Annotated in this window: 15 protein-coding genes; 1 reads left to right on the top strand and 14 read right to left on the bottom strand. The window is 70.8% G+C overall.

Going from position 1 to position 13,978, the window contains the following annotated elements:
* Positions 1–118 precede the first annotated feature (118 nt).
* From AAD528_RS12600 to AAD528_RS12535, 14 genes are all read right to left on the bottom strand, one after another.
* Positions 119–1,099 (bottom strand): aldo/keto reductase, encoded by a 981-nt coding sequence (locus AAD528_RS12600; RefSeq protein ID WP_345752425.1) that lies wholly within the window; start codon positions 1,097–1,099, stop codon positions 119–121.
* Positions 1,100–1,176: 77 nt separating this feature from the next.
* On the bottom strand, positions 1,177–2,046 hold the full coding sequence (locus AAD528_RS12595; protein ID WP_345752424.1) for a large exoprotein: 870 nt from the start codon (positions 2,044–2,046) through the stop codon (positions 1,177–1,179).
* A gap of 85 nt (positions 2,047–2,131) precedes the next feature.
* The gene (locus AAD528_RS12590; protein ID WP_345752460.1) at positions 2,132–2,881 is read right to left on the bottom strand and encodes a YaaA family protein; all 750 of its coding nucleotides are present in this window, start codon (positions 2,879–2,881) and stop codon (positions 2,132–2,134) included.
* A gap of 5 nt (positions 2,882–2,886) precedes the next feature.
* A complete protein-coding gene (locus tag AAD528_RS12585; protein WP_345752423.1) occupies positions 2,887–3,150 on the bottom strand; it encodes a F0F1 ATP synthase subunit epsilon in 264 nt (87 codons plus the stop codon).
* A gap of 2 nt (positions 3,151–3,152) precedes the next feature.
* The gene (gene atpD / locus AAD528_RS12580; protein ID WP_345752422.1) at positions 3,153–4,589 is read right to left on the bottom strand and encodes a F0F1 ATP synthase subunit beta; all 1,437 of its coding nucleotides are present in this window, start codon (positions 4,587–4,589) and stop codon (positions 3,153–3,155) included.
* A 28-nt stretch (positions 4,590–4,617) separates the two neighbouring features.
* Complete coding sequence (locus AAD528_RS12575; protein WP_345752421.1) at positions 4,618–5,514, bottom strand: F0F1 ATP synthase subunit gamma; 897 nt, start codon at positions 5,512–5,514, stop codon at positions 4,618–4,620.
* A 22-nt stretch (positions 5,515–5,536) separates the two neighbouring features.
* A complete protein-coding gene (gene atpA, locus AAD528_RS12570; protein ID WP_345752420.1) occupies positions 5,537–7,174 on the bottom strand; it encodes a F0F1 ATP synthase subunit alpha in 1,638 nt (545 codons plus the stop codon).
* A 67-nt stretch (positions 7,175–7,241) separates the two neighbouring features.
* Positions 7,242–8,024, bottom strand: coding sequence for a F0F1 ATP synthase subunit delta (locus AAD528_RS12565; protein ID WP_345752419.1), 783 nt, complete (start codon positions 8,022–8,024; stop codon positions 7,242–7,244).
* Complete coding sequence (locus AAD528_RS12560; protein ID WP_345752418.1) at positions 8,024–8,581, bottom strand: F0F1 ATP synthase subunit B; 558 nt, start codon at positions 8,579–8,581, stop codon at positions 8,024–8,026. The genes AAD528_RS12565 and AAD528_RS12560 overlap by 1 nt, the downstream gene beginning before the upstream one ends.
* A gap of 28 nt (positions 8,582–8,609) precedes the next feature.
* On the bottom strand, positions 8,610–8,858 hold the full coding sequence (gene atpE / locus AAD528_RS12555; protein WP_344003555.1) for an ATP synthase F0 subunit C: 249 nt from the start codon (positions 8,856–8,858) through the stop codon (positions 8,610–8,612).
* A 41-nt stretch (positions 8,859–8,899) separates the two neighbouring features.
* Positions 8,900–9,694: a F0F1 ATP synthase subunit A gene (atpB, locus tag AAD528_RS12550; protein ID WP_345752417.1), complete on the bottom strand. Its 795-nt coding sequence runs from the start codon at positions 9,692–9,694 to the stop codon at positions 8,900–8,902.
* Between the two features lie 175 nt (positions 9,695–9,869).
* On the bottom strand, positions 9,870–10,352 hold the full coding sequence (locus tag AAD528_RS12545) for a Cg1360 family ATP-synthase-associated protein (protein WP_345752416.1): 483 nt from the start codon (positions 10,350–10,352) through the stop codon (positions 9,870–9,872).
* Positions 10,353–11,519 (bottom strand): MraY family glycosyltransferase, encoded by a 1,167-nt coding sequence (locus tag AAD528_RS12540; protein ID WP_345752415.1) that lies wholly within the window; start codon positions 11,517–11,519, stop codon positions 10,353–10,355.
* On the bottom strand, positions 11,516–12,232 hold the full coding sequence (locus AAD528_RS12535) for an L-threonylcarbamoyladenylate synthase (RefSeq protein ID WP_345752414.1): 717 nt from the start codon (positions 12,230–12,232) through the stop codon (positions 11,516–11,518). Before AAD528_RS12535 ends, AAD528_RS12540 begins: the two co-directional genes overlap by 4 nt.
* 205 nt (positions 12,233–12,437) lie before the next feature.
* Between AAD528_RS12535 and AAD528_RS12530 the strand changes: the two genes are divergently transcribed.
* The gene (locus AAD528_RS12530; RefSeq protein WP_345752413.1) at positions 12,438–13,952 is read left to right on the top strand and encodes an exopolysaccharide biosynthesis polyprenyl glycosylphosphotransferase; all 1,515 of its coding nucleotides are present in this window, start codon (positions 12,438–12,440) and stop codon (positions 13,950–13,952) included.
* Positions 13,953–13,978 lie beyond the last annotated feature (26 nt).

Below are 13,978 nucleotides of genomic sequence, written 5' to 3'. Positions count from 1 at the left end.
GATCGGGGGGCGACGGGCGTTCGGGCGACCGGACAGCGGTTCGGGGCGGGCGCGTCGCAGGCTCTCACATCCTAGCCGCAGGGCCGGCGCGCGCCGCGGCGACGCCACCCGGGCCGGGTCAGACGGCCGGCGCGTCGGGTCCGGGGAAGAAGCCGTCGATCTCGGCGACCTCGTCATCCGTGGGCCGCCACGCGGCGCCGGCCGCGGCGTTGGACGAAACCTGCTCCGGCGACGTCGCCCCCGCGATGACGCTCGACACGGCGGGCTGAGACAGGAGCCACCCGAACGTGGCCTCGAGCATCGTGATGCCGCGCGCACCGCAGAACGCCCGATACGCGTCGAGCGCGTCCCACGGCGCGTTCTCCCACAGGTGGCGGCGCTGCGACATGATCCGGCTGCCCTCGGGACCGCCCTCGCGCGTGAACTTGCCCGTCAGCAGCCCGTTGTAGAGGGGGAAGTACGGGAAGAACCCCAGGCCGAAGCGACGCACGGCGGGCAGCACCTCGCGCTCGGCGTCGCGCTCCAGCAGCGAGAACTGGTTCTGCGACGACACGAATCCGGATCGGATCCGCGCGCCGGCCGTGAGGTGCGCCTCGGCGATCTGCCAGCCCGTCAGGTTCGAGTGACCGTAGTACCGGATCTTCCCCTCGCGCACGAGGTCGTCGAGCGCGTCGAGGGTCTCCTCGAACGGCGTCTCCGGATCCGGCGTGTGCAGCTGGTACAGGTCGATCCAGTCGGTGCGCAGCCGCGCGAGGGACGCGTCCACCGCGCGACGGATGTACGCCCGCGAGCCCTTGGCCCCCGCGGCGGCGCCGTAGCCCATGTCGACCGAGCGGTGCCCGAACTTGGTGGCGAGCACGACCTGGTCGCGCCGTCCCGCGAGCGCCTCGCCCATCAGCGTCTCGCTGCGCCCCTGGCCGCCGTACATGTCGGCCGTGTCGAGGAAGACCACGCCGTGCTCGATGGCGGCGTCCAGCACCGCGGTCGTGCCGTCGAGCGTCTCGGTCCTGGTACCCGGGCGCCCAAAGTTGTTGCATCCGAGGCCCACCTCCGACACCAGCAGACCCGACTTCCCGACCCGACGCAGCGCGACACTCATGCATCCCACGCTAGCCGCCCCGCGGACGGGCGGACGCCCCCGCCGCGACGGATCGGGCGGGGGCGTTCGAGGAATCGTTACGGCGCGGGCGGAGCCGGCGGCACCGGGCCGGCCGGCGGCTCGTCGCCGTCGGGACGCGGCGCGCTCGGCGGCGCCGGCGGAGCAGCCGGCGGGGCGGCCGGAGGCGCCGGAGGCGCGGCCGGCGGCGGCACCGGTCCTCCCGGGGCTGCCGGAGCCGGCGGCGGCACCGGCGCGCCGGCCGGGGGCTGCGCCGGGTAGCCCGGCTGACCGGGCGCCTGCGGATACCCCGGTTGCTGCGTCGGGTATCCCGGCTGCTGCGTCGGGTAACCGGGCTGCGGGTGACCGGGCTGGCCGAACCCCTGCTGCGGGTAGCCGGGCTGCCCGTAGCCCTGCTGGCCGTAGCCCTGCTGGCCGTAGCCCTGCGGCGCGGCACCGGCCTGCGGGGGGACGCCGTCCCACACGGTCCGGTCGCCGAGGAAGGCGTTGCCCGCCCACTGCGCGGGCGGCACGTTCTGGTTCCAGCGGGAGCGGTCGAGCCCGAGGATGCCGAGCCAGACGAGCGACAGGAAGATGTAGAGGACGACCCAGGCGCCCTCCTTCTGCAGCTTCAGCCCGATGCGGTACGCCGCGATCGCCGAGAACACGGCGAACGCGAGCGAGAAGATGAAGCCGATGCCCGCCCAGCTGAGAAGGATGGATCCGCCGATCGCGTACAGCACGAGCCAGGGGCTGAGGTCACCCAGCTTGTAGAAGACCATCAGGTTGTACACGGGCACCCACGCGCGCCAGCCGCCCTGCACCCCCGCCTTCTCGAACAGCTTCATCAGGAAGAACGAGCCGACGACGTAGAAGAGGATGCCGAAGAACAGGGTGAAGCCGAACATCGCGGCCCACAGGGCGGCGAAGCCGGAGTAGTCGTAGTCCATGAAGACCTCCACACTCGGGCGGCCGAGCGGCGGCCGCTGGCCCCCACCCTAGCGATCCTGAGTGCGGGCTGACAGAGCGCGCGGGTCAGTCGCTCGCGAGCAGCTCGGTCTCCCCGGCGTGCGCCCCGGAGCGGATCACCAGTCCCGCCGACGTCGCCCATGAGGCGAGTTCCTCGACGGATCCGATCTCCGGACGATCCTGCGCCAGACGCCGGACCAGCAGCCCCTTGGACTTCTTGTTGAAGTGGTTCAGCGCCCGCACGGTGCCGTCCGGCCCCGCCGCGACGACCCGCACGTACGTGCTCGCGACGCCCTCGGGCACCGGCCCGAGGGCCGCGTAGGCCTCGGATCGCAGGTCGATCACGAGTCCCGGCAGCGCCGCGAACGCGTGGCGCACGGCGTCGGCCCACACGCGCTTCAGCGGCGCCAGACCCGGCAGCGACGCGCCCGCCGCGAGCCGGTAGGCCGGGATCGGATCGAGCGCGCCGACCGGCCCGAGCAGCGCCGTCTGGATGAGCGCCCGCTCCCCCAGCCACGCCCGCGCCGCGCCGTCGAGGGACGCGGCGCCGAGCGCGTCGAACAGGACCCCCGTGTAGCGGTCCACCGCGGGCATGGTCGGCGCCGCGCGCAGGGCGGCGTTGACGTCGATCTCGCCGAGCTGTCGCGCCGAGAGCTTCAGGACCTTCGCCGCGCGATCCGGATCCGCGGACAGCGCGACCACGGACGCCACGACGGCCTCGCGCTGCGGTGCGAGCACCGGCAGCGCGAGGCCGTCGTGATGAAGCGGGGCGCCCGATCCGCCTGCCCGCTTCGTCTCCGAAGGGGGCAGGAGGATCGTGGTCAGGAGACCAGGGCCGCGTGACCCGCGACGATGGTGAGCGTCTTGCCCTCCATCGACACGAAGCCGTCGCGGGCGTCGGCGATGACCTTGGTGCCGGAGGGCTCGGTGATGCGCACCTGGCCCGCGTCGGCGAGGATGGCCAGCACGGGCTCGTGCCCCTGCATGAAGCCGATCTCACCCTCGGTGGTCTTGGCGACCACGAGGCTGGCCTCGCCCGTCCAGACCTCCTCCTCGGCGGAGACCAGGGTGACCTGCAGACCCATGGTCAGCTGTTCTCCTTCTGGATCTGCGCCCACTTGGCCTCGACGTCGCCGATGCCGCCGACGTTGAAGAACGCCTGCTCGGCGACGTGGTCGAAGTCGCCCTTGACGATCGCGTCGAACGACTCGATGGTCTCCTTGATCGGGACGGTCGAGCCCTCGACACCCGTGAACTTCTTCGCCATGTAGGTGTTCTGCGAGAGGAACTGCTGGATGCGGCGCGCGCGCGACACGACGATCTTGTCCTCTTCCGAGAGCTCGTCGACACCGAGGATCGCGATGATCTCCTGCAGCTCCTTGTTCTTCTGCAGGATCTGCTTCACGGCGGTGGCCACGCGGTAGTGGTCCTCGCCGATGTAGCGCGGGTCGAGGATGCGGCTGGTCGACGTCAGCGGGTCGACGGCCGGGTAGAGACCCTTCGACGCGATCTCACGCGAGAGCTCGGTCGTGGCGTCGAGGTGCGCGAACGTGGTCGCCGGGGCCGGGTCCGTGTAGTCGTCGGCCGGCACGTAGATCGCCTGCAGCGAGGTGATCGAGTGACCGCGCGTCGAGGTGATGCGCTCCTGGAGCACGCCCATCTCGTCCGCGAGGTTCGGCTGGTAGCCCACGGCCGAGGGCATGCGCCCCAGCAGCGTCGACACCTCGGAGCCCGCCTGCGTGAAGCGGAAGATGTTGTCGATGAACAGCAGCACGTCCTGCTTCTGCACGTCGCGGAAGTACTCGGCCATCGTCAGGGCCGACAGGGCGACGCGCAGACGCGTCCCCGGCGGCTCGTCCATCTGGCCGAAGACGAGGGCCGTCTTCTCGAAGACGCCCGCCTCCTCCATCTCGTGGATGAGGTCGTTGCCCTCACGCGTGCGCTCGCCGACGCCGGCGAACACCGACACACCGCCGTGGTCCTGCGCGACGCGCTGGATCATCTCCTGGATGAGGACGGTCTTGCCGACGCCCGCACCGCCGAACAGGCCGATCTTGCCGCCCAGCACGTACGGCGTGAGGAGGTCGATGACCTTGATGCCCGTCTCGAACATCTGGGTCTTCGACTCGAGCTGGTCGAAGTTCGGCGCCTTGCGGTGGATCGGCCAGCGCTCGGTGACCTCGATCTTCTCGCCGTCGGGCAGGTTCAGGACCTCGCCCGTGACGTCGAAGACCTTGCCCTTCGTCACGTCGCCGACGGGGACGGAGATCGGCGCGCCGGTGTCTCGGACCTCCTGGCCGCGGACCATGCCGTCCGTCGGCTTCAGGGAGATGGCGCGCACCTTGTCGTCGCCGAGGTGCTGGGCGACCTCGAGCGTGATCTCGGACGAGGTCTCGCCGATGACGATGGTCGTCTTCAGAGCGTTGTAGACCTCGGGGATCGCGTCGTGCGGGAACTCGATGTCGACGACGGGACCCGTGACGCGGGCGACCCGTCCGACGACCGCGGTCTCAGTGACAGTCATTTCGTCTCTCTCTTTTTCAGAACGTCTTTCAGGACGCCAGGGCGTCGGCGCCGCCGACGATCTCGGCGATCTGCTGCGTGATCTCGGCCTGGCGCGCATTGTTGCGCAGGCGGGTGTAGTCGGTGATGAGCTTGTCGGCGTTGTCGCTGGCCGACTTCATCGCCTTCTGCGTCGCGGCCTGCTTGGCGGCGGCCGACTGCAGCAGCGCGTTGAAGATGCGGCTCTGGATGTACACCGGAAGCAGTCGGTCGAGCACCTCGGTCGCGTCGGGCTCGAACTCGTACAGCGGGTACACGTCGCTGTTCGAGGCCGTCTCCGCCACGCCCTCGACGACCTCCAGCGGCAGCAGGCGCACCTGCACCGCCTCCTGGGTCATCATGCTGACGAAGCGGTTGTACACGACGTGGATCTCGTCCACGCCGCCGTCCGAGGCGTCCTTCTCATACGCCTCGAGCAGCGCCAGGGACATCTCCTCGGCCGTCGTGAAGCCCGGCACGTCCGCGTCACCCGTCCACTCCGCCGCCGCGGTGATGCCGCGGAATTGGAAGTAGCCGACCGCCTTGCGGCCGAACAGGTAGAACACGACCTCCTTGCCCTGCGAGCGCAGCAGCTCGGCGAGCTCCATGCCCTCGCGGATGACCTGCGAGTTGAACGCCCCCGCGAGGCCCCGGTCCGAGCCGAGGATCAGGATCGCCGAGCGCGTCACCGTCTCCGGCTCCCGCGTCAGCGGGTGGTCGATGTCGGTGTGCGTGGCGACCGCCGAGACCGCACGCGTCACCGCGCGGGAGAAGGGCTCCGACGCGCGCACGCGCGTCATCGCCTTCTGGATGCGCGAAGCCGCGATGAGCTCCATCGCCTTCGTGATCTTCTTGGTCGTCTGAGCAGAAGAGATCTTCTGCTTGTACTCCCTGAGCTTTGCTCCCATGATGCGTCGTCCGACGGCGGGCTTACGCCCGGCGGCCCTTGACGATCTTCTCCTGGTCGATGTCGGCGGTCGCCGCGAACTCCTCGTGGCCGGGGGCCGTGAGGTGCTGGCCCTTGCCGCCCTGGAACTCGAGCAGGAACGCGTCGATGGCCTTGTCGATCTCGGAGACCGTGTCGTCCTCGAGCTTGCCCGAGTCGCGCAGCGTGTCCAGGATCGTCGTGTTGCGACGCAGGTGGTCGAGCAGCTCGGCCTCGAAGCGCAGCACGTCCTCGACCTCGATCGTGTCGAGCTTGCCGTTGGTGCCGGCCCAGATCGAGACGACCTGCTCCTCGGCGGGGTACGGCGAGTACTGCGGCTGCTTGAGCAGCTCGGTCAGGCGCGCACCGCGGGCCAGCTGACGGCGCGAGGCCGCGTCGAGGTCGGATGCGAACATCGCGAACGCCTGCAGCGAGCGGTACTGGGCGAGCTCGAGCTTCAACGTTCCCGAGACCTTCTTGATGTGCTTCAGCTGCGCGTCGCCGCCGACGCGGGAGACCGAGATGCCCACGTCGACCGCGGGGCGCTGGTTCGCGTTGAACAGGTCGGACTGCAGGAAGATCTGGCCGTCCGTGATCGAGATCACGTTGGTCGGGATGTACGCCGACACGTCGTTGGCCTTGGTCTCGATGATCGGCAGACCCGTCATCGAACCGGCGCCCAGCTCGTCCGACAGCTTCGCGCAGCGCTCGAGCAGACGCGAGTGCAGGTAGAAGACGTCACCGGGGTACGCCTCGCGTCCCGGCGGACGACGGAGGAGCAGCGACACGGCGCGGTAGGCCTCGGCCTGCTTGGACAGGTCGTCGAAGACGATCAGGACGTGCTTTCCGTCGTACATCCAGTGCTGGCCGATGGCCGAGCCGGTGTAGGGCGCCAGGTACTTGAAGCCGGCCGGGTCGGACGCGGGAGCCGCGACGATGGTGGTGTACTCCATCGCGCCGGCCTCCTCCAGGGCGCCCTTCACCGAGGCGATGGTCGAGCCCTTCTGGCCGATCGCGACGTAGATGCAGCGGACCTGCTGGGTCGGGTCGCCCGACTCCCAGTTGGCCTTCTGGTTGATGATCGTGTCGATCGCGATCGCGGTCTTGCCGGTCTGGCGGTCGCCGATGATCAGCTGACGCTGGCCGCGGCCGACGGGGATCATGGCGTCGATCGCCTTGATGCCCGTCTGCATCGGCTCGTGCACCGACTTGCGCGCCATGACGCCGGGAGCCTGGAGCTCGAGGGCGCGGCGGCCCTCGATGCCCGTGATCTCGCCGAGGCCGTCGATCGGGTTGCCGAGCGGGTCGATGACGCGGCCGAGGTAGCCCTCGCCCACGGGGACCGAGAGGACCTCGCCCGTGCGCGTGACCTGCGCACCCGCCTCGATGCCGGCGAACTCGCCGAGCACGACGACGCCGATCTCCTGCTCGTCGAGGTTCTGAGCCAGGCCCAGCGTGCCGTCCGCGAAGCGGACGAGCTCGTTGGCCATGACGCCCGGCAGGCCCTCGACGTGGGCGATGCCGTCCGCCGCGTCGACGACGGTGCCGACCTCGGTCGCCGCGTCGCCGGTGGGCTCGTAGGCGGCGACGAAGTCCTTCAGCGCGTCACGGATGACGTCGGGGCTGATCGTGATGTCTGCCATTGTCTTCCTTCATGTTGTGGGATCCGCGATCCCCAAGTGAGTCCGCCGGTGGCGGCGAAGTGGTGGGTCAGCCGGCGAGCTGCTGGCGCACGTTCGCGAGACGCGAGGCGATGCTGCCGTCGATGACGTCGTCCGCGATCTGCACGCGCACGCCGCCGACGACCGAGGGGTCGACGACCGTGCTGATCGTCACCTGGCCGCCGTAGCTGCGCGAGAGCGCGGTGGCCAGACGCTCGGTCTGGGCCGCGGTGAGGGGCGTGGCCGTGGTCACGGTCGCGACCGTGCGGCCGCGCTGGGCGGCGACGATCCGGATCGCGCGCGACAGGATGCCGCGCACGCGGCGCCCGCGGGGCTGCTGCACCAGCGACGACACCACGAGCTCGGTGGCCTCGCTCGTGCGACCGCCGAGCAGCGTCTGCATGAGAGCGCCCTTCGCCGCGCCGTCGCCGAGGCGACTGCCCAGCGCGAGCTCGAGCTCGGGGTTCTCCGCGACGATGCGGGAGACGCGGAACAGCTCGCCCTCCAGGTCGCCGTCGTCGGCCTTCGCGGCCGCGCGGATGGCGAGCTCCTCGATCCCGTCCACCAGCTCGTCCTGCGACGACCACCGCTGGGCGGCGGCCGTCGCCAGGAGCGACTGCGTCGTCGGCGAGAGGCTGCCGAAGACACCGGTGACGAGGGCGCTGCGGGCCTCGGCCGCCGCAGCCGGGTCGGCCAGCGCGCCGCTCAGCGCCGGCGAGCCGGCGACGGCACGGGCGGCGGCGAAGAGCTCGCGAGCCGTGTCGAGGTCGACCGTCGCCGCACCGAGCGCCGTGACGCTCGCCGCGAGCGCCTGAGTGGTCGCGCTGCCCATCAGTTCGCCGCCTTCTCGGAGGCCTCGAGGTCCGCCAGGAAGCGGTCGACCACGGCCGACGCCTTCTGGTCGTCGCTCAGCGTCTCGCCGATGACGTTGCCCGCCAGGTCGATCGCGAGCGTGCCGACCTCGCTGCGCAGCGTGACGAGCGCGGCCTGGCGCTCGGCCTCGATCTGCGTGTGCGCGGTCGCGGTGATCCGCTCGGCTTCCGTGGTGGCGCTGGTCCGCGCCTCGGCGACGATGCGCTTGCCGTCCTCGCGGGCGGCCTCGCGGATGTCGCCGGCCTCCTTGCGCGCGTCGGCGAGCTGCTTCGTGTACTCCTCGAGGGCGGCCTCGGCCTGTCGCTGGGCCTCGTCGGCCTTCGCGATGTTCCCCTCGATGGCCGCCGACCGCGCGTCGAGCATGGCGGTCAGACGCGGCAGCGCGACCTTCCACACCACGAACAGGATGACGAGGAAGCAGACGAGCGACCAGATGATGTCGTACGCCGCCGGAACCAGCGGGTTCGGCGCCTCGTGCTCCTCCGCCGCGGCGACCGTGACAAGAGCGTTCAGCATCCTGTCTCCTTACGTGTCAGCAGCGGAATTACTGGATGGGGGCGTAGCCGAAGATGAAGCCGGTCGCGATGCCGATGAACGCGAGGGCCTCGGTGAAGGCGATGCCGATCCACATCAGAACCTGCAGACGACCGGCGAGCTCGGGCTGACGGGCCACGGACTCGATGGTCTTGCCGACGACGATGCCCACGCCGATGGCCGGGCCGATGGCCGCGAGACCGTAGCCGACCGTCGCGATCGAGCCGTACACGTTGGCGAGAACCGTAGTAGCGTCCACGGATTTTTCCTTTCGTTGGGCGGTGCGCCGATCGGCGACCGTCAGTGCTCTTCCGCCACCGCGAGCTGGATGTAGACCGCGGTGAGGATCGTGAAGACGTAGGCCTGGAGGAATGCCACCAGGACCTCGAACAGGGTGAAGGCGAGACCGAACGCGAGGGTGCCGACGCCGAGGGGCGTCCACCACGAGCCGGCCGTGAAGAAGAAGAAGTGCGTCGCCGAGAAGAACAGCACCAGCATGAGGTGGCCGACGATCATGTTCATCAGGAGTCGCAGCGTCAGCGTGACGGGGCGGATGATGAACGTCGACAGGAACTCGAGCGGCGTGACGATGATGTACAGCGCGGCAGGCACGCCCGCCGGGAACAGCGAGTTCTTGAAGAAGTTGCCGGGGCTCTTCTTGATGCCCGCGTAGATGAACGTGACGTAGGAGATGACCGCCAGCAGCAGCGGCACCGCGATCACGCTCGTGCCGGCGATGTTGATGCCGGGGATGATGCCCGTCAGGTTCATGAACAGGATCATGAAGAACATCGTCGTCAGCAGCGGCAGGAAGCGGTTGCCGTCCTTGCGGCCGAGGATGTCGTGCGCGATGTTGACGCGGACGAAGTCCAGGCCCATCTCGACGATGCTCTGCAGGCGACCCGGGACGACCTTCATGCTGCGCGTGCCGACGATCAGCAGGATCACCAGGATCGCGGTCGCGAGCAGCTGGGCCGCGTTGATGCGCGTGAACTCGAAGAGCGTGCCCTCGCCGAAGATCGCGGGAGGGAAGAAGTCCGTGATGGACGGCGGGTGGAACGCGCCATCGCTCGATTCGGCAGAGGCGATCAGCATCGCGGCTTGAGTCAACGTGTGGCTCCGGCTTCATAGCTCCGGCACGAGGTCCGGGGAGGGCAGGAAGTCGTCATCTGCCGTCCCGATGTCGCCATCGGCATCCGCGGGGGAATCGGCAGGAACACGCCCAGCCTATCAAAGTTTCGGGCGCTTCTACGCCGCGTCGAAAACCCGCTCAGCGGCCCGACGCGGTCTCGTCGGGGGCGTCCTCCCCCGGCAGCTTCACGTCGACGTACGGCGCGCGAGAGCGGAGCATGGCGATGCCGTCGATCGCGAGCGAGGCGACCACGCTGACGACGAGCGAGACGAAGAAGACGCCGGGCACGATCCAGGGCTGCCCGCGCAGCAGGAGCAGCGCGACGATGAACAGGACGAGCTTGAGCAGCCATCCGCCGAGCACGATGCCGAAGAAGATCGGCACGTACAGCGCGTCGCCGAACCAGCGGTTGGCGATCAGGATGCTCACCGCCGTCAGCAGCATGAACACGGCCGCGATCGCCGCGCCGGCCAGCGCGCTGAAGGCCCCGTCAGCGCCGGCGACCGCGAAGCCGATGCCTCCGCCGACGACCGCCACGACGACCGTCGCGACGGCGCCCCAGATGAGGGCGGTGCGCAGCACCGGCGTGCTGGAGATGGACGTGGGATCCGGGCGGGACATTCAGGCCTCCTGGGCGGCGGGGGTCGGTGCTTCGGGCGCGCCGAGCGTGCGGCGGGTGGGCATCAGGGTCAGGACGAGGCAGGCGGCGACGCCGATCACGCCGAAGACCACGCCGATCCAGTACTGGCCGTACCAGTCCTCGCGCGTGGCGAGGTACATCAGCAGCACGGCGAGCGAGATCACGGCGGTCCACGCGTAGAAGATCAGCACGGCGTCCCGATCCGAGTGGCCGAGGTCGAGCATGCGGTGGTGCAGGTGCTTGCGGTCGGGCGCGAACGGCGACTTGCCGGCGCTCGTGCGGCGCAGCACCGCGAGACCGAAGTCGGCCAGGGGCAGCAGCACGACCACGAGCGGGAGCAGCGTGGGCAGGAACGCGCCGAACAGCTGCGAGCGCCCGATGCCCTCGACCGGATCGAGCAGCGACGGCGGCAGCTGGCTCGTCACGACGATGGTCGAGGTCGCCATCAGCAGGCCGAGCAGCAGGGCGCCGGCGTCGCCCATGAACAGCTTCGCGGGCTTCCAGTTGAGCACCAGGAACCCGGCGCACGCGCCGACCATCGCCGCGGCAAGGAAGGTCGCGAGGCTCGAGTTCGTGGTCAGGGTGTCGCGCGTGAGCATGTACGAGTACACGAAGAACACGCCGTTGGCGATGAGGCAGACGCCCGCGACGAGCCCGTCGAGCCCGTCGATGAAGTTGACCGCGTTCATCACGATCACGATCGAGAACATCGTCAGCACGATGCTGGTCCAGCTGGACACGAGCGTCATGCCGCCGATCGGCAGCGCGTAGATCTGCAGGCCACCGCCGACCGCGATGATCCCCGCGGCCAGGAACTGGGCGCCGAGCTTGATCGTCCAGTCGAGGTCCCACAGGTCGTCCGCGACGCCCACCAGCACGATCAGCAGCGACGCGCCCAGGATGGCCCATACGGCGCGCGGGTCACCCCAGAAGATCTGGAAGAACGGATTGGGCGCGGAGACCAGGATCGCGATCACGATGCCGAGGAACATCGCGATCCCGCCCAGGCGCGGCGTCGGCGTCTTGTGCACGTCGCGCTCGCGGATCCCGGGGTACAGCTTGTAGCGCATGCTGAGGCGCCACACCGCCCAGGCCAGCGCCGTCGTGAGCGCCGCCGTCAGCAGGATCGTGAAGAGGTACTGCCTCACGCGGGCCCGCTGTGCGCGTGGTCGTCCGGATCCGCGTCGTCCGGGACCTCGAGGAGGTCTCCCAGGACCTCGCGCAGCTCGTCGCGGGACACGGCGCCCTCCCGCAGGATCCGCACGCGCGGCTCGTCCTCGCGGGGGCCGACCAGGGCGGTCGCATCGACGATGGTGGAAGCGACGCCAGTGCGCGACGGGCCGTCGTCGAGGTAGACCGCGACGCTGTCGCCCAGCATGGCGCGGGCGTCGTCGCCGATCACGGCCGCCGGCCGCCCGGTGAGGTTCGCGCTGGAGACGGCGAGCGGGCCGGTCTCGGTGAGCAGCTCGAGGGCGATCCGGTGATCCGGCATGCGGACCGCGACGGTGCCCTGGGTCTCCCCCAGGTCCCACGACAGCGACGGCTGCGCGGGCAGGACGATGGTCAGCCCGCCCGGCCAGAACCGCTCGACGAGGCGCTCGACGGCCTCGGGGACCTCCTCGACGAGCGCGCGCATCGCGTCGACGCCGGACACCAGCACGGGCGGCGGCTGCTGGCGTCCGCGCCCCTTGGCGTCGAGCAGCCGCTGCACCGCCTGCGCGCTGAAGGCGTCGGCCGCCACGCCGTACACGGTGTCGGTGGGCATCACGATGAGGTGGCCGCGGCCGATCGCCTGGCGCGCCTGGCGCATGCCGGAGAGCAGCTGGGCCTCGTCGCTGCAGTCGAAGAGCGGGGAGGACATCGGCACGATTCTACGTGGCCTGCCGCGTATCACCCGGCGGTCGCCTCCGCTCCTCAGGTCATCGGAAGACGCCTGTCCCGGCACCTCCTCACGCTCTCGTGCGAGACGGGTCCGTCGCGGCGTCCTGCGGAAGGGATGACATGACGACCGAGCACAGCGCACCGCCGACCCTCGCGCCCGCGATCTCGCGCCGGAGAGTCCTCGGATGACCGCGATCGACGCGTCCCTCCCCGTCGTCGCCGGTGCCTCGGCCCCGCACTCCCCCCTCACCGCGGCCCGGCCCGAGGCCGCGGTCGTCCCGCTTCCCGGACTCGCCGCGCCGGCGACAGCGTCGTCGCTGGCGCGGCGTCGGCATCGCGATGCCGCGCACCGTCGCCTGCTGGTCGCCGGCGACACGGTCGTGGTCGCCGCGACCGCGACGCTCGCGGCTGTCGCCGGCGGCGAGCCGGCGTCCGTCGCCGCTGCCATGGTCGCCGCGGTCGTCTGGTGGGCGGGCCTGCGGGCGTCCCGCTCACACGACCCGCTGACGCCGTCCGGTCGCGAGCTCGGACGGATCGCGACCGCCACCGCCGGCGCGATGGGTGCGCTCGCGATCGCGGCGGTGCTGCTCGACGGCGCGGGTCCGTCGCCGTTCGACGTCGCGCACGTCGCACCGCTCCTCGCCGCATCGCCCTTCGGCCTCCTGGCCCTCGCCGCCGTCCGGCGGCTGTGGCGCCGTCGCCTCGCGGCGCGGCTGCGGGTCGGCGAGCACGTCGCGCGGGCGATCCTGATCGGCGCGGGAGCCGAGCTCGCCGCGCTCGAGCAGGCGCTCGCCGGCTCCGAGCGCATCCGGGTCTGCGGCACGGTCGTCTGGGGTGACGGCGTGGTGGACGGCCACCTCGACGGCACGGCGCTCGCGGCGCGGGCGGTCGACGCCGCCGCGATGCTGCACGCCGACACCGTGATCGTCGCCCGGGTGCCCGACGACCCCGGGTTCCTGCGGCGGCTGGCGTGGGGCCTGGAGGGCACGGCGGCGGAGCTGCTCGTGTGGCCGGGGCTGTCGGACGTCGCCGCGTCGCGTGTGCGGGTGCACTGGAGCGGGAGTCTGCCGCTGCTGCGCGTGACGCAGCCGGTGTACGACGTCCGGCGCGCGGCCAAGCGGGCCGTCGACGTCGCCGTCGCGACGGCTGCGCTCGTCCCCATCGGGCTCCTGGCCGCGCCGATCGCAGTGGCGATCCGGATCGACTCCCCCGGCCCGGTCTTCTTCCGGCAGGATCGCGTCGGCGAGGGCGGCCGCATCTTCTCGATGATCAAGTTCCGCTCGATGACCGCGACGGCCGAACGCGAACGCGCGGCTCTCGCCGGCGCGAACGAGGCGGCGGGGCCCATGTTCAAGCTGCAACGGGATCCCCGCGTGACCCGCGTCGGGCGCGTGCTGCGGCGGTACTCGCTGGATGAGCTGCCGCAGTTCTGGAACGTCCTCACGGGCGACATGAGCGTGATCGGCCCCCGCCCGGCGCTGCCGTCGGAGGTCACGGCCTACGACGAGGACGAGCGGCGGCGGCTGTACGTACGACCGGGCATCAGCGGTCCGTGGCAGGTGAGCGGGCGCAGCGACCTCGACTGGGAACGCGGCGTGGCGCTCGACCTGCACTACGTGGAGAACCGCTCGCTCGCGGGCGATCTGCGGCTCATGCTGCGCACCGTCGGCGCGGTCGTGCGGCCGAGGGGCGCGTACTAGGTGGGCCGCGCGCTGGTCGGCCGCAT

This window comes from Microbacterium rhizophilum (assembly GCF_039605615.1).
In the GTDB taxonomy this organism is placed as follows: Bacteria; Actinomycetota; Actinomycetes; order Actinomycetales; family Microbacteriaceae; genus Microbacterium; species Microbacterium rhizophilus.
The sequence above is the reverse complement of the archived record's forward strand: the minus strand, read 5'-3'. Positions and strand labels throughout refer to the sequence as shown.

Excerpts from the sequence above, each read along its gene's own strand:
- AAD528_RS12600 (WP_345752425.1), bottom strand. The coding sequence starts at position 1,099 with ATGAGTGTCGCGCTGCGTCGGGTCGGGAAGTCGGGTCTGCTGGTGTCG.
- AAD528_RS12595 (WP_345752424.1), bottom strand. The coding sequence starts at position 2,046 with ATGGACTACGACTACTCCGGCTTCGCCGCCCTGTGGGCCGCGATGTTC.
- AAD528_RS12585 (WP_345752423.1), bottom strand. The coding sequence starts at position 3,150 with ATGGGTCTGCAGGTCACCCTGGTCTCCGCCGAGGAGGAGGTCTGGACG.
- atpD (WP_345752422.1), bottom strand. The coding sequence starts at position 4,589 with ATGACTGTCACTGAGACCGCGGTCGTCGGACGGGTCGCCCGCGTCACG.
- AAD528_RS12575 (WP_345752421.1), bottom strand. The coding sequence starts at position 5,514 with ATGGGAGCAAAGCTCAGGGAGTACAAGCAGAAGATCTCTTCTGCTCAG.
- atpA (WP_345752420.1), bottom strand. The coding sequence starts at position 7,174 with ATGGCAGACATCACGATCAGCCCCGACGTCATCCGTGACGCGCTGAAG.
- AAD528_RS12565 (WP_345752419.1), bottom strand. The coding sequence starts at position 8,024 with ATGGGCAGCGCGACCACTCAGGCGCTCGCGGCGAGCGTCACGGCGCTC.
- AAD528_RS12560 (WP_345752418.1), bottom strand. The coding sequence starts at position 8,581 with ATGCTGAACGCTCTTGTCACGGTCGCCGCGGCGGAGGAGCACGAGGCG.
- atpB (WP_345752417.1), bottom strand. The coding sequence starts at position 9,694 with ATGCTGATCGCCTCTGCCGAATCGAGCGATGGCGCGTTCCACCCGCCG.
- AAD528_RS12545 (WP_345752416.1), bottom strand. The coding sequence starts at position 10,352 with ATGTCCCGCCCGGATCCCACGTCCATCTCCAGCACGCCGGTGCTGCGC.
- AAD528_RS12535 (WP_345752414.1), bottom strand. The coding sequence starts at position 12,232 with ATGTCCTCCCCGCTCTTCGACTGCAGCGACGAGGCCCAGCTGCTCTCC.
- AAD528_RS12530 (WP_345752413.1), top strand. The coding sequence starts at position 12,438 with ATGACCGCGATCGACGCGTCCCTCCCCGTCGTCGCCGGTGCCTCGGCC.